Genomic DNA, 18,191 nt, shown 5'->3' with positions numbered 1-18,191 from the left:
ACCGACACGGCCACCATCGACAACGAGGGCGTCCTCACGGTCAACCACCGCGACGGCGAGGTCCTGGTCACCGCGACCGCAGCCGACAGCGGCCGAGTCGCCTCGACCACGAGGGTCTCCATCGCCCTCGATCCCAGCCTGTTGCGCGGCAATGCGTCGCGCTGGCCCGGCGTGACCGCGACGGCCTCGTCGGAGTACAGCGATGCCTACCGAGTCGAACGGGTGCAGGACGGGTTCGGTGAGGGCACCGGCGCCTGGGCCTCGGCCGGTGAACTCGACCCGTGGGTGCAACTCGACTGGAGCGAGCCGATCCAAGCCGACAAGATCATGCTCTACGACCGGGCTGGAGCCGACGACGTCAACGGTGGCACGCTGACCTTCTCCGACGGCAGCTCCGTCCAGGTCAACGACATTCCGACCAACACCAGCCCCAAGACCGTCACGTTCGACATGAAGACCTTCGAGTGGGTGCGGTTCCAGGTCGAGGGCGGCACCGGATGGAACAACGGGCTGCTGGAGTTCGAGGTGTACGCCGTGCCGGCAGAGCCGGGCGCGCCACGCGGTGTGGCCGCCCAGGCGGGTGAACGCTCGGCGACTGTGTCGTGGCAGCCACCGGAGTTCGACGGCGGTGCGCCGATCACCGGGTACGTCGTCACGCCGTACCACGACGGGACCGCGCTCGACCCGGTCACGGTGGACGGGGACGCCACGTCGGTCGACGTTTCCGGCCTGACGGCCGGCGAGCCGTACACCTTCACCGTCACCGCGGACAGTCTGGCCGGAAGTGGCCCGGAGTCCCAGCCCAGCGACGAGGTGCGGCCCCGATGAGCAGAGGAGAATCCTTGTCTCGCATCAACCTGCGCCGTGTCCCTGCCGGGCGGCGGCGACGGCTACCACTGGGGCGACGGTCAAACCAACGACGAATATGGCGTCCGGCCGTCGGTGCTGGACGTCGAACTGCCCGCCGAGCAGCTCCGGGCCGGGGAGAACACCGTGACCATCACCACCACAACTGGCTCGTGGATGGTCGACGACGCCATCGGAATCCGGGAGGCGGTCCGATGAGGCTCGCGGCTGGCGCGCCGACGATCAGCCAGTCAGTTCGGTGAGCTGATCCACCTGGGCGGTGACCGCGTCCACCAGGGCGCGGTCACCACCCAGCGACGCGTCGAGCAGCGTCAGCACGGCCGGGACGGCGTCGCCGACCGGCCCGCCCGCGGCCGCTCGGGCGCGGGCGCCGTCGGCGTCGCGGACCGCGGCGCCGTGCCCGCGCAGGTGGCAGATCCACGCGGCCAGCGCACGGGCAGCGCCCGCAGGCATCCGTCCGGCCGCCCGTTCGGCCCGCAGCGTCGGCAGGATGCGCACCGGCAGCTTGGCCGAGCCGTCCGCGGCGATCTGCGCCAGCAGATGCCGGATCCGCGGGTTGGCGAAGCGCTCCAGCAACGCGGCGCGGTAGCTCTCGATCTCCGCCGCCGGCAGCGACAGGTGCGCCGCGGCCTCGTCCCACCACTGCTCGAGCCAGCCGCGGCAGACCGGGTCGGCCACCGCCTCGGCGACGGTCTCGTGCCGGCGCAGGCTCGCGCCGTACGCCAGCAGCGAGTGCCCGCCGTTGAGCAGCCACAGTTTCCGCTGCTCGAAAGGGGCGACGTCGTCGACGACGGTGACGCCGGCGTCCTCCCAGCGCGGGCGGCCCGCCGGGAACCGGCCGCTGACCACCCATTCGCTGAACGGTTCGGTGACCACCGGGGCCGCGTCGTCGACGCCGGTGGCCGACCGGACGATCGCGCGGTCGTCGTCGGTGACCCGGGGCGTGATCCGGTCGACCATCGACGTGGCGAAGGCGGCGGTCCGGTCGACGGCGGCGACCAGCGCCGGGTCGACGAGCTCGGCCATCTCGCGCACCAGGTGGGCGGTGACCGGGCCGTTGTCCGGCAGGTTGTCGCACGGAACGATCGCGATCGCGCCCAGTCCCGCCCGGTCGCGCGCGGCCAGCCCGGCCAGCAGCCGGGCCGGGGCGGTGCTGACGGGTGCGGTGAGGTCGCCGCGCAGGGCCGCCACGTCGTTGCGTACGGCGTCGTCGGTCGCGTCGAGCGAGCCGTCGGCGGCCCGTGCGTAGCCGGCTTCGGTGACGGTGAGCGTCACGACGGCGAGGTCGGGCGAGTGCAGGACGTCCAGCCACGCCGCGTGATCGGCGGCCGCGTGCACGGCGGAGAGGCTCGTGACCACGTCGAACCGGTCCTGCACGGGGCCGCGGGTGACCAGCGTGTACAGGCCGTCCTGTGGGCGCAGCGCGTCCGCGAGCGCCGGCCGGCGGCCGGTGAAGGCGGCGATGCCCCAGTGTGCGGAGTCCGGTGCGCGGCCGGTGTACCAGGCCTGGTGCGCACGGAAGAAGTTCCCCAGCCCCAGGTGTGCGATCCGGATCGGCGCGGCGGGACGGGTGACCGGTGAACGACGGGACAGCACGGGTGGCATGCGGCCATCGTCGCACGACGGTGCAACCGGTTGCGGCGTCGCGTCGTACCATGGCGTGAGAGCGAGAGGCGGCGAGGACGTTGACGACACCGACGCACGAGCACCCCATCGGGACGGAACACCGGGCCGGCAGCGCGGCCGAGGTGCTCTCCGAGTCCGAGATCCGGCGGTTCGTCCGGGACGCGCTGGCCGGGGCCGACCTCGACGGGAGCAGTGTGTGCCTCGTCGTGCCGGACGCCACCCGCAGCTGCCCGCTGCCGCTGCTGCTCGACGAGATCCACGCGTGCCTGCACGGGCGCGTCCGGCGGCTGACCGTGCTTGTCGCGCTCGGCACCCACGCCGCCATGACCGATGCGCAGCTCGCGGCACATCTCGGGTACGCCGAGCACGGTCTCGAGGCGACCTACCCGGGCACGGAGGTGCGCAACCACGAGTGGTGGGACGCGTCGACGTTCGCCCCGGTCGGCCGCATAGACGCGGAACGGGTGGCCGAGCTGTCCGGCGGGATGCTGCGCCGCGACATCGACGTGCGGATCAACCGCGCGGTGGTCGAGCACGACGTCGCGCTGGTCGTGGGTCCGGTCTTCCCGCACGAGGTGGTCGGGTTCTCCGGCGGGAACAAGTACTTCTTCCCGGGCGTGTCCGGTCCGGAGGTCATCGACCTGTCGCATTGGCTCGGCGCGCTGATCACCAGTGCGGAGATCATCGGAACTGTCGGCGTCACCCCGGTGCGTGCGCTGATCGACGAGGCCGCGGCGCTGATACCCGGCCGCACGCTCGCGTTGTGCGTCGTCGCCCGCTCGAACGGCACGGGGTTGCACGCGGTCACCTTCGACGAACCGCGCCGCGCCTGGGCCGCGGCCGCCGAGGTGTCCGCCGAGGCGCACGTGCGCTACCTCGACCGGCCGGTACGGCGGGTGGTGTCGATGATGCCCGCGAAGTACGACGACATCTGGACGGCGGCGAAGGGTTTCTACAAGCTCGAGCCCGTGGTCGCCGACGGCGGCGAGGTGATCCTCTATGCGCCGCACGTGCGCGAGGTGTCGCGGATGCACCCCGAGATCCACGAGATCGGCTACCACTGCCGGGAGTACTTCGTGAAGCAGTGGGACCGGTTCGAGCACCTGCCGTGGGGGGTGCTCGCGCACTCGACGCACCTGCGCGGCGCGGGAACCTACGACGACGAGAACGGCGAGCGTTGCCGTGTCACGGTCACGCTGGCCACGAGCATCCCCGCCGACGTGGTGCGCTCGGTGAACCTCGAGTATCTCGATCCCGCGGCGGTGGACGTCGACGCGATGGCGCACGATCCGGACACCCTCGTCGTCCCCGACGCGGGGGAGATCCTCTACCGGTTGTCCCGATGATCATCGGCAGTTACCCGTCATATGGGCGGGAAAGTGCCGATGATCATCGGAAGCGGGTGAGTGGTCACAGCTCGGCGGCCAGCGCCCGCCACAGCTCCACCGGGTTGCCGGGGTTCATCAGGCTGACGGCGACGTGGTCGGCGCCGGCCTCGTACTGCCGGTTCACCGCCGCGGCCACGGCCTCGATGTCCCCGGAGGGCACGAGCGCGTCGACGAGGTCGTCGCTGACGCCGGAGATGTCGGCGTCGTTGAAGCCCATGCGCCGGGCGTTCGCGGCGTACGAGCTGTTGCTCATCAGGAACTCGACGGTGGGGCGGGCCAGCTCGCGCGCGGTGTCGATGTCGTTCTCGATGATGGCGATCTGCTGCACGGCCAGTTGCGAGTCCTGGCCCAGTGCCTGGCGTGCCTGCCTGGTGAATTCGGGCGTGACGAGGGCCGGCAGCGCCCCGGCGGTGCGCTCGCGGGCCAGGTCGAGCATCTTCGGCCCCAGCGCCGCCAGCATGGTGCGGTCGAGCGGGACGGTCTCCTCGAGAGCGTCCAGGTACTCGTTGATGGTGGTCAGCGGCGAGGGGCCGTAGGCGCCGCCGAGCCCCAGAACCAGCCGGCCGGGCGTCTCGGACTCCGTCTCGCTGAAGAACGCCGCCGTGTGGTCGGCGGGGAAACGGTCGACGGCCAGAATGCCGCTGCCGACGTTCACCGACCCGGTGGCCCGCAGGACGGTCCCGATGGCGTCGAGGTCCGGGAGCTGACCGCCCGAGAGCCACACGGTGGAATATCCGATCTGCTCCGCCTCCGCGATGGCGTACAGGAAGTCGGTGCCCTCTTCGAAGCCCACGCCGAGCCCGAGTCGACCGAGGTCGAGGTTTGTCACGTCATATCCCTTCGTCGTGCTGTGCAGTCACCGATGATGGTTGTCCCGGACGTAACGATGACACTGCCGGGCCGTTTCGGGCGCAGGCGGGTGCCGCGTGTCCGGATTCCGCGCTCGCGGATCGCTGGAGGGCTCGGCAGGTGAGCCCGGCCCGGCTGCTGCGGGTCACCGACCGGGGTGATCGGTGGACCGGGCGGCCAGGAACTCCTCGATCTGGGCGATGCCACGTTCGGCCTCGCCGGTCACGTCGACGTCGTCCGCCGTTGCGGCGCTCTCGTGCGACGAACCGGCGGGATCCGACGGACGGGTGGGATCCGACCGACCAGCGGGAGCCGACGGGCCGGCCGTCTCCGGCGGGCCGGTGGGAACGGCGCCGGTGTGCAGCCAGCTGCCGCCGACGGCCGCGCCGCCGTAGAAGGTGGCTCCGAGCATGGTCAGGCCGTCGACCATGGACCACCAGAGGCTGCGGAGGAACGTGAGCAGCACGGCAAGGACCCGTGCGGATGCGTGGCGCATGACTCACCTCCACGTCCGTGGGGCGTTCCACGCCTGCGGCGCCGCGTCACGCGGAACGGCCCCGTTGCTTCCAGATTACCCGCGGTGGCACGGCCGTGGAACCTGATCACGTCCGGGCGTGTCACCGCGGCGCCCCGGTTCACGCCGGCCGGTGCCCGACGAACACGTCCCGCGGCACCCGGTCGTCGTCGGTCTGTTCGCTGAGCACGAGCGCATCGAACCCCGCCTCGTGCAGCAGGCGCAGCCAGACGTCGCGCCCGAACAGGCCGATGCGGTGGGTGTCGTGCACGACCTGCACCGACCCCTGCGCGTCACGGAGGACGAACACGTAGTCGGAGCGGATCCAGGTGTCGTCGGGGTCGGGGTCCCACCCCCACTCGAGATAACGCGCGGCCGCGCCGTCCGGGCCGTCGCCGCCGCCGTGCTCGCTGCGCTCCCGGAAGGTCTCGGTAGTGACGTCCGGCACGAACACCGCCGCACCGCCGGGCCTGCAGTGTGCGTACGTGGTCGCGACGACCCGGGCCAGGTCGTCCTCCGTGATCATGTAGCCCACGGCGTCGTGGACGAACACCGCGTCGAAGTCGCGGCCGAGCCGGATCGTGCGCATGTCGCCGGCCACGTGCGTGCAGTCGGGATTGAGGGCACGGGACACCGCGAGCATCGGCTCGGACAGGTCGACGAGTGTCATCGTGAAGCTCGCGGAGAGGTGGCCGGCGTTGCTTCCGCCCCCGCTGCCGAGCTCGAGCACGTCGTGCACCGGTCGTGAAGCCGAACGGAGGACGGACGCGGCGAACCGCGCCTCTTCGGCATAGTCGTCTGCCGGTGAGATCAGCGGCCACCAGGGCGCGAGGTCGTCGTAGAGCCGATGGGCCGGCGTCGGATCACTCATCGGGGCATCGTCGCATCGTGGCGCCCGTCCGCTGCTGCCACGTGGGCGTGTCCAGCGGTGGGCGCATAGTCTGCCGCCAAGTGAACACGGCGCCCACGGAGTGCGACCGGCGGGCCCCGGCACGCGACAGGAGGATCGAGTGGCACAGCCAGACGGCGGCGCGGCCTCAGCGCCGGCGTTCGTCGGCCGGGAACGCGAACTGGCCGCCGTCGGCGATGCGTTGCGTTCGGCGCCGGCCGTCGTGCTGATCGAGGGTGAGGCGGGCATCGGCAAGACCGCGCTGGTGCGCGAGTGCCTGCTCGCGCCGCCGGTGCGGGACCTGCGCTCGCTCACCGCGGTGTGCCCGCCGTTGACGGAGCCGTTTCCGCTGGGGCCGCTGGTCGAGGCGCTGCACCGCCGGCACGTCCACGACCTGGAGCTGAGCCCGCTGGCCGGTGCGTTGCGTCCGCTGTTCCCGGAGTGGGCCGATCAGCTGCCACCGGCGCCGGAACCGCTCGACGACCCGCGCGCCACCCGGCACCGGCTGTACCGGGCGATGGTCGAGCTGGTGACAGCCACCGGTGTCGACGTGCTGGTGATCGAGGACGCGCACTGGGCCGACGCCGCGACGCTCGAGTTCCTGGTGATGCTGTGCGCCGCTGCCGACCGGACGGTCAGCGTGGTGATCACCTGCCGGAGTGCCGAGATGCCGGACACGTCGCCGCTGACCTGGCTGACCACCCGCGCCGCGGCGCACACCGCGTCCCTGCGGCTCACCCTCGAGCCGCTGACCGTCGACGAGACGTCGCGGCTGGTCGCGTCGATCTTCTCGACGACCGACGTCTCGGCGGAGTTCGTGACCTTCCTGCACCAACGGACCGAGGGCGTTCCGTTGGCGCTCGAGGAGAGCGTGTCGTTGCTGCGCGACCGCGGCGACATCGTCCGTCGTGGCGGCGAGTGGTCCCGTCGCGCGCTCGACGAGCTGCGGGTGCCGCCGACGGTGCGCGACTCGGTCCTGGAACGGGTCCGACGGCTGTCACCGTCGGCGCGGCGAGTTCTCGAAGCGGCGGCGGTGCTGGCGGATCCGGCAGACGAGGCCACGTTGGCGCGCGTGGGCGAGCTCAGCGACGACGACGCCGGCGCCGGGCTCGCGCAGCTGTTGTCGGCGGGTCTGGTGCGCGAGGCGGAGCCGGGCCGGTTCGTGTGCCGGCACGTGCTGGCCGCGCGGGCGGTCGAGGAGGCCGTCCCGGTCTCCGAGCGCCGCCGGCGGCACCACCACGCCGCGCACGCACTGCAGCAGAGCACGTCGCCACCGGTGGGACGGTTGAGCCGGCACTTCCGCGAAGCCGGCGACGTCGAACAGTGGAGCCGGCACGCCGAAGCGGCGGCCGAGCTGGCTCTGGCCTCGGGCGACGACCGTGCGGCCGTCGTCGTGCTGTTGGACCTACTCACGTCGGCGGAGCATCCGCAGCAGCGATTCGCCCACCTGGCCCGTCTGCTCGGTGAAGCCGCGACCTGGGGTGCCGCGGCGCTGGGTGAGCTCGCCGACGAGGTGGCCGCGACGTTGCGGGCGGCGCTGGACGGGACCGATCCGTCCGCGTCCGGGCGCGGTGAGCTACGTCTGCTGCTGGGGCGTCTGCTGCTGCAGCTGGGCGACTTCGACGCGGGCAGCGAGCAGATCGAGGCGGCCGCCGCCGACCTGGACGAGCGTCCCGAACTGGCGGCGCGGGCGATGATCTCGCTGGCCTATCCGCGTGGGCACGAATGGCCGCTGCGCCGCCACCAGGGCTGGCTGGAGCAGGCGAGCCGGCTGACCCCTCGCGTGCCGGCCGAGGACCGGGTGTGGCTGGCGGTCGACCGGGCGTCGGTGCTGCTGATGATGGGTGACGACACGGGATGGCAGGCCGCGGCCGAGATGGGCGACGGGGCGGCGACGCTGTTCGAGCGGCGCCAGGTGGCTCGGGGACGGATGAACGCGGGACACGCGGCGATCGGCTGGGGACGCGACAGCGAGGGGTACGACCGCCTGGACGCGGCGATCGAGCTGCTGGGGACGACGGGCTACCGGCGGCTCGTGAACTCCGCCCTGCTCACCCGTGCCCACCTGGAGTGGCACCGCGGCAGCTGGGACGGGCTGGCCGAACGGGTCACCCGGCTGGCCGAGGCCGAGGACACGTTGCCGGAGGCGCTGCTCGAGGCGCGGACGGTGCTGGCGTTCCTGGATCTGGCCACCGGCCGCCGTACCGCGGCCGAGGAGACCCTGCGCGACGTGCTGGACCGGGCGGAGCGGCACGGGCTGGTCGACATGCTCGTCGAGCCCGCGGCGGCGCTCGGCCGCGTGCGGCTCGCGGACGGTGACGCCGACGGCGCCGTCGAGGTCACGGACGTCGCGGCGTCGACCATCGATCGCAAGAACATGTGGGTCTGGGGTGCGGACCTGCTGCCCGTCCACGTCGACGCGCTGATCCGATCCGGGCGGACCGAGCACGCTGCCGAGCTGGTCGAGCGTTTCGGCGCCGGAGTGCCCGGGACGGATGCGCCGGCACCGGAGGCAGCGCTGCGGGCGTGCGGCGCGCTGCTGGCCGAAGCCCGTGGCGCGTTCGACGAGGCGGTGGACGGGTTCGCCGGCGCGGCGCGCACGTGGGCGGCGCTGCCCCGCCCGTATGCGGAACTGCTCACTGACGAGCGCCGCGGGGCGGCGATGCTGCGGGCGGGCCGGGACGCCGACGCGTTGTCGCTGCTGGGCGAGGCGCAACAGCGGCTGACCGCGCTCGGCGCGCGGTGGGACGCCGACCGGGTGGCGCGGCTGCTGCGTGAGCGCGGCGTCGAGGTGAGCCGCGCGTGGCATGGTGGGCGCCGTGGCTATGGTGACGAGCTGTCGCCACGAGAGCGCGAGGTCTGCGATCTGGTGGCCCGCGGGCTGACCAACCGCCAGGTGGCCGAGGCGCTGTTCCTGTCGCCACGCACCGTCGACCGGCATCTCGGTGCCGCGATGCGCAAGCTCGGCGTGACCTCCCGTACGGCGCTGGCGGTGGCGGTCACCGACGTCACCGACGAGACCGACGAGAACATTGGGTGATCCACCCACTCGCAACGCGACCGCGATCCACCGGATGGTGGGTGGCCATGGGGAATGCAGGAGATCCGGACCAGCCGACGACGCCTGCGGAGCTCGCGCCGGAGCCGGGTGAGTCCGGGCTGGAGCACGAGGACGCCGCGCCGGAACCGTCGGGCCCGGAGGCGCCGGTGGCCGACGACGTCGGCGAACGGTGGGAACCACTCTGACGACGTTTCGCACTGCGTCCGCCGAGCCAGCAGGCGGCCTCGCCGTGATGACGACCAGTGGGTGGGGGCCGCAAAAATGGGTGATCCGCTCAATCGCTACGTTCGGTGAGATACGGCCACAGTGTGCTCCGGGGATGTCCGTGCTCGACTGCCGGAGGATCACATGCGTTGTCCACCCTTGAACCGAAACGGCGTCGCGTCATCGCGCCGGTTGCTGCCGACCCTGGTGACGGCCGCCGCCCTGGCCGCGGCCGCCGCCGTCGGCCCCGCGGCGTCCGCCGTCGGTCCCGCCGCGAGCGGCGCGCCGGCGACCACCACGCCGACCTCCAACCCTGCTACCGGCCCTGCCACGCCTTCTGCCACGAGCCCGGCGAAGCAGGCGCCGGACGGTCCCGCGCCCTCGTCCGGCGCCGCCGGCATCGCGCCCGGGGATTACCGGGTCACGCTGCTGACCGGCGACGTGGTGGCGCTGCACGTGACCGCCGACGGGCGCCAGAACGCCTCGCTCGTGAACGCCCCGCGCGGCGACACGGGACGTGAACCGCGGATCGTCGAGCAAGACGGTGACGTCCACGTGGTGCCGGCCGAGGTGACGCCTTACCTGGCGTCCGGCGCCCTGGACGACAGGTTGTTCAACGTGACGTCGTTGGTGCGGCAGGGTTACCACGACGCTGCGACCAAGCAGCTGCCGCTGGTCGTGGACACGCCCGAGGGGCCGTCGACGTTCAGCGCTCCGAACGGCGCACGGGTCGAGCGCCGGCTGCCGAGCGTGGACGCGGTCTCGATGGTCGCGGACAAGGACACGGCGCGCTCGGTGTGGCAGCACCTGCGCGGTCCGGCGCCGATGGTCGACGACGGGGCTACGGCGGAACTCGCCGGCGCGGACCGGGTCTGGCTGAACGGTCGCGTCGAGGCCGCTCTCGACGAGAGCGTGCCGCAGGTGGGCGCGCCGCAGGCGTGGGAGGCCGGCTTCGACGGCACCGGTGTCGACGTCGCGGTGCTGGACTCCGGCTACGACCCGGACCATCCGGACCTGCGCGGGCAGGTCGTCGGCAGCGAGGACTTCACCGCTGGTGACGGCACTGACACGGTGGTGGACGGCAACGGGCACGGCACGCACGTGGCCTCGACGATCGCGGGCACCGGCGCCGCGTCGGACGGCCGGCTGCGCGGCGTCGCCCCGGGGGCCGACCTGCTGGTCGGCAAGGTGCTCGACGACAGCGGCTCCGGCTACGAGGCGGAGATCATCGCCGCGATGGAGTGGGCCGTCGAGCAGGGCGCCGACGTCGTCAACATGAGTATCGGCAGCCGGCTCGCCAGTGACGGGACCGACCCGCTCAGCCTGGCCGTGGACCGGCTGACCGCGAGCTCCGGCGTGCTGTTCGTCGTCGCAGCGGGCAACAGCGGACCGGCGGAGGGGACCGTCGGCTCGCCGGGCGCGGCCGACGTGGCGCTGACGGTCGGTGCGGTGGACAAGTCCGACCAGCCGGCGTGGTTCTCCTCGCGTGGGCCGCGGATCGGCGACGGCGCGATCAAGCCCGAGATCGTGGCGCCGGGCGTCGGCATCGTCGCCGCGCGTGCGGGCGGCACGTCCCTGGGCAATCTGATCGACGAGCACTACACGTCGCTGAACGGCACCTCGATGGCCACGCCGCACGTCGCGGGTGCCGCGGCGGTGCTGGCCCAGCGGCACGAGGACTGGGACGCCGGCGAACTGAAGGCGCGCCTGGTGTCCTCCAGCGAGCCGCTGGACGGCGAGCCGATCAGCTTCCAGGGGGCCGGGCGCCTGGACGTTTCGGCTGCACTGCGCGAGTCGGTGACCGTCGGGTCCGGGTCGCTGTCGGTCGGGCGGATCCCGCACGACGGTGACGCCACCACCTCGTCGCTGACCTACACGAACCCGACCGACAGCCGTGTCACGCTGCGGCTGTCCGCCGACCTGAGCCGCGTCGGCCCGGACGGGAGCGGGCGCCCGCTGGTGCGCTTCTCGCCGCGGGTGCTGTCCATCCCGGCCGGTGGCTCCGCGACGGCCGAGGTCCGGGTCTCGCCGAACGGAGCGGTGCCGGGGGAGTACGAGGGTCACGTCGTCGCCCGTGACGTCCGCGGGCGTGCCCCGATCACCCGGACCGTCGCCTCGGCGGTCATCGTCCCGCCGAGCCACACCCTGACCGTCGAGGCCGTCGACGCCCACGGGCAACCGGCCGGCGGGCCCGTCGAGGTGGTCAACATCGACACCTGGGAGCACCGGCGCGTCTTCCTGTCCGACGGCGAGGTGAGCGTCGAGGTCCCGGAGGGCGACTACAGCGTCATGACGGCGATCCGGACACCGGCGGTCGGTGACGCGACGGCCGGCCTGACGGTGGCCGGCGAGCCGGAGCTGGAGATCGACGAGGACGTGTCGCTGAACTACGACGTCCGCGAGGCGGAACCGATGACGGTCGAGACACCCCGCAAGACGCTGATGGACAACGTCGAACTGCTCTGGCGGCGCTCGATCGGGTCGGAGACGCTGACGTCGAAGCTGACTGCCGGCGCCAACGGCGACCGGCTGTCCGTGCTGCCCAGCGACGGGGCCGAGACCGGAGAGTTCGCCCTGTGGACAGGGTGGCACCTGGTCGAGCCGCTGATGACCGTCGGCATTCCGGACGGGACCGGCGGCTCGAGTGTGGTGACGCCACTGCTGGCGACCACAGGACACCCCTATGTCGGCGACAAGCAGCTGCGCGTCGTCGACGTCGGCGCGGGCACGCCCGCCGACTTCGAGCGTGCCGACGTCGAGGGGGCCGTCGCGCTCGCGGACCGGCCCGCCGACGGCGACCTGTTCTCCATCAGCGAGGCGGCCGCGGCGGCGGGCGCGGAGCTGCTGGTGGTGGCCAGTGACCGGCCGGGTGTGTGGTCGACCACGGCGTGGCCGAGCACGTTCCCCACGTACACGGTGCGGCGCTCGACCGGCGCGGCGCTGCGCTCGGCGCTGGCGGCGGACCCGGACGCGCGCGTGGACATGTCGGCGATCCCCGACTCGACCTACAGCTACGAGCTGTTCCTGAACGAATCCGGGGCGTTGCCCGCCGGGAAGGTGTACGACGCCGCCGAGTTGCCGCTGGCGACCGTGGAGTCGGACTACCACGAGGACGCCGCGGACCAGGGCCGCAGGGAGTCGTGGGTGCCGTTCCTGGACGGCACGACCGTCGGCATGACCCTGTCGACATGGCGTAACGGGCCGGTGCAACGTACCGAGTACGTCAGCACCGAAGGTGTCGAGTGGCGACGCTTCGGCCAGCCGCACGGAATGTTCCTCAACATGTACTGGACCAACTCGCAGGTCCGGTCGTACGAAGCGGGCGAGACCTACCACCAGCAGTGGTGGGGTCCGCTGGTGCGGCCGGGGGTGCCGGCGATCACCGGATCGCAGCGGCGGGGGATGCCGGTGGCCCGGTTCACCGACGCGATCCGGATCTCGATGCCGCACTACCGCTACGGCAACGGGACCCTGCACGGGTCGATCCAGCAGCAGCTCGGCGACGTGTCGGAGCTGACGCTGCGCCGCGACGGCGAGCTGGTCGGCCGGTCCGACTGGTCCGAGGCGCAGTACACGGTCCCGCCCGGCGACGCGCAGTACGCGCTGCGGCTGCAGGTCGACAGCGGCTCGCGCAACTGGAAGGAGACGTCGGTCGCCACGGACACCACCTGGCGCTTCCGCTCCCAGCGCACCGGCGAGGAGCGGACGGTGCTGCCGCTGGTGCAGGCGGACTACGAACTCGACACCGGCGCGTACAACCAGGTGCCCGTGGGCGAGTCGTACCCGCTGGTCGTGGGGCCGGAGTACCAGCCCGAGGCGACCGGGCCCGGCGGGTTCGACACGTCGGTCGAGGTGTCGTTCGACGACGGCGCGAGCTGGACCGAGGTGCCGGTCGAAGCGGTCGGTGAGGGGCGGTTCGCCGCCACCGTGCCCGCGTCGCCCGAGCCGGGGTTCGCGACGGTGCGGGTCACCGTGACCGACGCCGACGGCAACAGCATGACCCAGCGCATCGACCGCGCATGGAGGATCGGCATGCCCGGCTGAACGCCGTCGTCCCCGTCCCCATGATCATCGGCACTTTCCGGCCACACAGGCCGGAAAGTGCCGATGATCACGGGCGGGCCGGGGTCACTCCGCGCTGACCCGCAGTGTCGTGACGGCGTACCCGTCGTGCGACCGGGCCGACAGGCCGAGCGAACGCAGCGCGCGCAGCGACTCGAGCTCGTTGTCGCCGAGCCCCTGGTCGGCCAGGCCGTCGAGGATGTCGTCCTCGATCACGTTCAGGTCGAGATACAGCGCCGCGTCCGCCTCCTCGGCGTCGGCCACCGCCGACGTGTAGGCGTCGGACTCACCCAGCGAGCCGTCCTCGCTCAGCCTCGAGGCGTAGTCGTCGCTGGTCGCGACGATGTAGCCGTCGTCGGTCTCCTGCACCGGCAGCCCGTCCAGGGACTGGCCCGCCTGGGTGGCCAGATCCTCGACCGTGGACCAGACGTCACCGAACGCCTCGACGTCGGTGTCGACCTTGACGCCGGCGTTCAGTGAGGACAGATCCTCCTGCGCGATCGCCTGCAGGTCGAGGTCGCTGCCGTCCACGGCGACGACGAGGCTGTCGCCGAGCAACGTACCGAGGTCCTCGGGCAGCGCCAGCCCGGTCTGCTGGGTGAACTCGTCGATGTCCGCCGAGGCGTCCGGATACGCCTCGGTGACCAGGTCCCAGTTCTCGGTGACCAGCTCGTTGCCACCGGCCAGGCCGAACAGCAAGCTGGTGTCCTCGGGCACGTCCGCGTTCACGCCGCCGGTGTCGAGCTCCTTGTACGCGTCGCCGGTGGTCACGGTGGCGATCTCGGCGTAGTCGGCGTCGAACCGGAACGCGGCCGCCACGCTGCGGTAGCTGTCGTCGACCATCGCCCCGACGTCGGGTGCCTGCGGGAGCCCTCCTTCACCGGGCAGCGCCTCGTCCCCGGGCAACGGCCCGGCACTGCCGAGGGCACCGGGGGAGAAGGCCTCGCCGAACGCGTCGTACATCCCGGAGCCGGAGATCCACACGGAGGCGATGCCGGGGTCGCCGAGGTGGTTCATGGCCTCGCTGAACTCCTCGTTGTCGCTGAGCGAGGACTCCTGCGCGTCGTTCGCGTAGCGGTCGGCGTTCTCCTGCGTTTCGGCGAGGATCAGGTACCCGTCGGCATAGGACATGCCGACGCTTCCGCTCGCGTCGCCGCAGCCGAGGGCGGTGTCGAACGCGTCGCGTGCGGCCTGCTCGTCGTCGGTCTGCAGCGCGAGGGCGAACCCGGGCGCCTCGCCCTCGGACCCCGGGGGCAGCACCGCGCCGCCCACACGGTGGCCGAGCCACGGCTCGACCTCGTCGGCGAAGCTCAGCTCACAGCCGGTCGACTCGGCGAACCGGTCGAACAGCAGCTCGCGCAGGTCCTGATCGTCCTCGGTGATGCCGGTGGCCTCGCTGAGGGTCGGGAAGTTCTGCAGGAACCGGAACGCGTCGATCTTCTGCTCGGCGGACGGGTCCATGTCGACCCGGAGGTAGCCGATCGCCTCCGCGGGAAGCACGTCGTGCGGTTGCGGTCCGCCGCCGTCCAGCGCTCTCCAGGCGAAGACCCCACCCGGGATCAGCAGGAGGACGACGGCAGCGAGCACGCCGACGAGCACGCCCCGGCGGCGCCGGGGTGGGCGTGCGCCGGACTCCGCCGGCGCCGCGTCCGCCGGAGGCGGGGGTGGCGGCACGGCAGCGGGTTCGGACGTCTCCCTGCTGTCTTCGGGCGGACCCGGTGGCGGACCCGGATTCGACATGCTGAACCTCTCGTATTCATCGTGATGAGCCTGTTGCGGTCGCGTCCTTGGCGTGCGGCACAGGGTAGCGGAGGATATACGCACGGCCCCTGGCGCGAAAGGCACCGCTGCTCCCGGGGCCGGGAGTCGTCATGCGGGGCCGTGATCAGTAGACTTGGAGCACGTGACTGAACCGCCCGTTGGTGGGCGTTGGAGGAGTGCGATGCAGAGCAAGAACCCGGTGTTCGGCCGGGCCGTCGGTTTCAACAGCCGGCAGGCCGCGGACGTCGCTGCGCCGAGTGCTGACGAACTTCAGAACATGTACGCCGCTCCGTCGGCGACGCCCACCCAGACCGGGCGCATGACCTACGACGACGTCGTCGTCAAGACCGGTATCACCTTCGGCGTGCTGTTGGCCGGCGCGGTCGTCGGCTGGTTGAACCCGCAGTTCGCCATGGTCGGGTTGATCGTCGGGCTGGTGCTCGGCCTGGTCAACGCGTTCAAGCGGAACCCGACGCCCGCGCTGATCCTGGCGTACGCGGCCTTCGAGGGCCTGTTCCTCGGCGGTATCAGCTTCATGTTCGAAAACACCGAGATCGGCGGGGCGCAGCTCGACGGCATCGTCGCGCAGGCGGTCCTCGGCACGCTCGGTGTGTTCGCGGCGGCGTTGTTCGCCTACCGCAGCGGCAAGGTTCGGGTCACGCCGAAGTTCCGCCGCGGCGCCATGATCGCGCTCGGCGGCTACGCGGTCTTCGTCGTGGTGAACCTGCTGGCGCAGATGTTCGGCTTCGCCGATGGCACCTTCGGTTTCCGTGACGGCATCTTCGGCATCCTGATCGGCCTGTTCGCCGTCGGGCTGGCTGCCGTGATGCTGGTGCTGGACTTCGACTTCATCGAGAAGGGCGTGCAGGCCGGCCTGCCCGCGAAGTACGCGTGGACTGCGGCCTTCGGCCTCACCGTCACGCTGGTCTGGCTCTACATCGAGATGCTCCGGCTGCTGGCCATCCTGCAAAGCGGCGACTGACGCCCGGCCGGCTCCCGGTCGACGCACATCGGCCCGCCCCTCGAACGTTCGAGAGGCGGGCCGACGTGCGTGGTGACCTCAGCTGGGTTCCGCGCTTGTCACCGGAACGAGCGTGCGGCGCGACGCAGGTCGTGCTCGTGCACGATGGCGGTGGCGTGGCCGTGCGCGAGCCCGTGCTCGTCGCGCAGCCATCTCACCCTGTCGTCGAACCGCAGGAACGACGGACCGGCTTCCAAGGCTTCGAACCACTCCGGAAGGTCTCGCCCGGTGACGCCCGGAACGCGGGCGAGAAGGTTGCGATGGGTCTCGTCGGAGTGATTCAGGCTCATGGCTGCCTCCGTAAAGCTGGAGAGGGCTTCGTATCACGACTGTGCCGCAGTTGAGACCAAGTCACAACCCCCGGCGTCAAGACCATCGGCACGTAGCATCTCGGTCATGATCAGCGACGACGTGCACCGGCTCGGGCGCGAGCTGGACCGGGTGGTGCGCGACCTGCGCCGATCCGGCGCCGGGTTCGCGCCCCACCCCGCGCCGCCGTCCTGGGCGGAGTGTGCGCACTCGCTCGCGCAGTGGCTCGCCGACGCCGCGGCGGACGCGCAGCGTGAGCCGCGGCGCGCGGTGCCGCGGCTGGGCGGGCATGCGGTCGCCGATCAGGTCGCCGTCGTCGGCCGGGACGTCCTGGAGGTCGCACGCGTCGGCGGCGACGTGGATGTCGCCGCCGCACGGCAGGCCGTGGCGTGTCTGCGGGAGGAGCTGCTCAGAGCCGCTCGATGAGCACGGCCATGCCCTGCCCGCCGCCGACGCACATGGTTTCCAGCCCCACTGTGGCGTCCCTGGAGCGCAGCCCGTTGAGCAGCGTCGTCATGATTCTCGCGCCGGTGGACCCGAACGGATGCCCGAGCGCGATGGCACCGCCGTGGACGTTCAGCTTGTCGTGGTCGATACCCAGGGCGCGGGCACTGGGTACCACCTGCGCGGCGAACGCCTCGTTGATCTCGACCAGATCGACGTCGTCGATGGTCATGCCGGCCCGGTCGAGCACACGCCGGCTCGACTCGACCGGGCCGAGCCCCATGATCTCCGGTGACAGCGCGGACGCGGCAGTGGCCACGATCCGTGCCAGCGGCGTCAGCCCGAGTTGCCTGGCGCGCACGTCCGACATGATCACCACGGCGGCGGCGCCGTCGTTCAGCGGTGTGCAGTTGCCGGCCGTGACCGTTCCGCCCGGGCGGAACGCCGGCTCGAGCGCGGCGAGCTTGTCGAGGGTGGTACCGGGACGCGGTCCGTCGTCGGCGTCGACCACCCGGCCGCCGGGCAGTGTGACCGGCGCGATCTCGCGGGCGAAGAACCCGTCCGCCACCGCGCGTTCGGCGCGGTTCTGCGACAGAACCGCGAACTCGTCCTGGTCGGCCCGGCTGACCTGCTGCGACGTGGCGACATTCTCGGCCGTCTGGCCCATCTGGATGTAGATGTCGGGAAGCTGCCCGTCCTCGCGCGGATCGTGCCACCGATCGTTCGACTCCGCGTACCGGGCCGTGCGCTCCTGTGCGGGTGCGAACAGCGGGTTCTGCGTCTCGGCCGGGTCGACACCGGCGCCGCCGAATCCGGCGTACCGCGACACGCACTCGACGCCGGCGGAGACGAACACGTCGCCCTCGCCGGCCTTGATCGCATGGAAGGCCATCCGCGCCGTCTGGACCGACGACGCACAGAACCGGTTCACGGTGGCAGCCGGCACCTGGTCGAGCCCGAGCTGGACGGCGACGCGGCGGGCGACGTTGCCGCCCTGCTCGTCCCGGGGCTCGGCGCAGCCGACGTAGAGGTCGTCGACGTCCGCGGGGTCGAGAGCGGGAACGGTGTCCAACGCTGCCCGGATGGTGGAGGTGACCAGGTCGTCCGGCCGGACGTCGACCAGGGAGCCTTTGAACGCCCGGCCGATGGGTGAGCGCGCGGTGGCGACGATGACTGCCTCGGGCATGGGGCTCCTC

The 18,191-nt window shown here is 72.0% G+C and carries 15 protein-coding genes; 8 read left to right on the top strand and 7 right to left on the bottom strand.

All coding sequences use genetic code 11. The features are described 5' to 3' along the window. Positions 1-828 (top strand): DUF7402 domain-containing protein (locus CLV30_RS23860; protein ID WP_211300111.1); only part of this gene is annotated, 828 nt, incomplete at its 5' end. A 36-nt stretch (positions 829-864) separates the two neighbouring features. Then, the gene (locus CLV30_RS23855) at positions 865-1,065 is read left to right on the top strand and encodes a hypothetical protein (protein WP_106539743.1); all 201 of its coding nucleotides are present in this window, start codon (positions 865-867) and stop codon (positions 1,063-1,065) included. A 24-nt stretch (positions 1,066-1,089) separates the two neighbouring features. Here the strand turns inward: CLV30_RS23855 and CLV30_RS23850 are convergent, their stop codons facing one another. Further along, positions 1,090-2,472, bottom strand: a complete 1,383-nt coding sequence (locus tag CLV30_RS23850) for a mannitol dehydrogenase family protein (protein WP_106539742.1) — start codon at positions 2,470-2,472, stop codon at positions 1,090-1,092. Between the two features lie 80 nt (positions 2,473-2,552). Between CLV30_RS23850 and CLV30_RS23845 the strand changes: the two genes are divergently transcribed. Next, the gene (locus tag CLV30_RS23845; RefSeq protein ID WP_205740900.1) at positions 2,553-3,839 is read left to right on the top strand and encodes a lactate racemase domain-containing protein; all 1,287 of its coding nucleotides are present in this window, start codon (positions 2,553-2,555) and stop codon (positions 3,837-3,839) included. Between the two features lie 64 nt (positions 3,840-3,903). On the opposite strand, the gene CLV30_RS23840 is transcribed toward CLV30_RS23845, so the two are convergent. The 3 genes from CLV30_RS23840 to CLV30_RS23830 form a co-directional block, all read right to left on the bottom strand. Further along, a complete protein-coding gene (locus CLV30_RS23840) occupies positions 3,904-4,710 on the bottom strand; it encodes a TIGR03620 family F420-dependent LLM class oxidoreductase (protein WP_165358652.1) in 807 nt (268 codons plus the stop codon). Positions 4,711-4,875: 165 nt separating this feature from the next. Continuing rightward, the gene (locus CLV30_RS23835; RefSeq protein WP_106539740.1) at positions 4,876-5,226 is read right to left on the bottom strand and encodes a hypothetical protein; all 351 of its coding nucleotides are present in this window, start codon (positions 5,224-5,226) and stop codon (positions 4,876-4,878) included. Positions 5,227-5,365: 139 nt separating this feature from the next. Next, positions 5,366-6,115, bottom strand: coding sequence for a class I SAM-dependent methyltransferase (locus CLV30_RS23830; RefSeq protein WP_106539739.1), 750 nt, complete (start codon positions 6,113-6,115; stop codon positions 5,366-5,368). Positions 6,116-6,254: 139 nt separating this feature from the next. Between CLV30_RS23830 and CLV30_RS23825 the strand changes: the two genes are divergently transcribed. From CLV30_RS23825 to CLV30_RS23820, 3 genes are all read left to right on the top strand, one after another. Beyond that, positions 6,255-9,173, top strand: coding sequence for a helix-turn-helix transcriptional regulator (locus tag CLV30_RS23825; RefSeq protein ID WP_129711036.1), 2,919 nt, complete (start codon positions 6,255-6,257; stop codon positions 9,171-9,173). A gap of 47 nt (positions 9,174-9,220) precedes the next feature. Beyond that, positions 9,221-9,379, top strand: coding sequence for a hypothetical protein (locus CLV30_RS26750; protein WP_165358653.1), 159 nt, complete (start codon positions 9,221-9,223; stop codon positions 9,377-9,379). Positions 9,380-9,557: 178 nt separating this feature from the next. After that, a complete protein-coding gene (locus CLV30_RS23820) occupies positions 9,558-13,442 on the top strand; it encodes a S8 family peptidase (RefSeq protein ID WP_165358654.1) in 3,885 nt (1,294 codons plus the stop codon). 84 nt (positions 13,443-13,526) lie between these two features. Here the strand turns inward: CLV30_RS23820 and CLV30_RS23815 are convergent, their stop codons facing one another. Continuing rightward, positions 13,527-15,200 (bottom strand): DUF3352 domain-containing protein, encoded by a 1,674-nt coding sequence (locus CLV30_RS23815; RefSeq protein ID WP_106539736.1) that lies wholly within the window; start codon positions 15,198-15,200, stop codon positions 13,527-13,529. Between the two features lie 202 nt (positions 15,201-15,402). Between CLV30_RS23815 and CLV30_RS23810 the strand changes: the two genes are divergently transcribed. Continuing rightward, on the top strand, positions 15,403-16,203 hold the full coding sequence (locus tag CLV30_RS23810; RefSeq protein ID WP_106539735.1) for a Bax inhibitor-1/YccA family protein: 801 nt from the start codon (positions 15,403-15,405) through the stop codon (positions 16,201-16,203). Positions 16,204-16,301: 98 nt separating this feature from the next. Here the strand turns inward: CLV30_RS23810 and CLV30_RS23805 are convergent, their stop codons facing one another. Continuing rightward, a complete protein-coding gene (locus CLV30_RS23805; RefSeq protein ID WP_106539734.1) occupies positions 16,302-16,532 on the bottom strand; it encodes a DUF4287 domain-containing protein in 231 nt (76 codons plus the stop codon). A gap of 106 nt (positions 16,533-16,638) precedes the next feature. Between CLV30_RS23805 and CLV30_RS23800 the strand changes: the two genes are divergently transcribed. Continuing rightward, positions 16,639-16,977: a hypothetical protein gene (locus tag CLV30_RS23800; protein WP_106539733.1), complete on the top strand. Its 339-nt coding sequence runs from the start codon at positions 16,639-16,641 to the stop codon at positions 16,975-16,977. Here the strand turns inward: CLV30_RS23800 and CLV30_RS23795 are convergent. Beyond that, positions 16,961-18,181: an acetyl-CoA C-acetyltransferase gene (locus tag CLV30_RS23795; protein WP_106539732.1), complete on the bottom strand. Its 1,221-nt coding sequence runs from the start codon at positions 18,179-18,181 to the stop codon at positions 16,961-16,963. The two genes, CLV30_RS23800 and CLV30_RS23795, sit on opposite strands and share 17 nt — an antisense overlap. Positions 18,182-18,191: the final 10 nt, after the last annotated feature.

Source organism: Haloactinopolyspora alba (genome assembly GCF_003014555.1).
Taxonomy (GTDB): domain Bacteria; phylum Actinomycetota; class Actinomycetes; order Jiangellales; family Jiangellaceae; genus Haloactinopolyspora; species Haloactinopolyspora alba.
The sequence above is the reverse complement of the archived record's forward strand: the minus strand, read 5'-3'. Positions and strand labels throughout refer to the sequence as shown.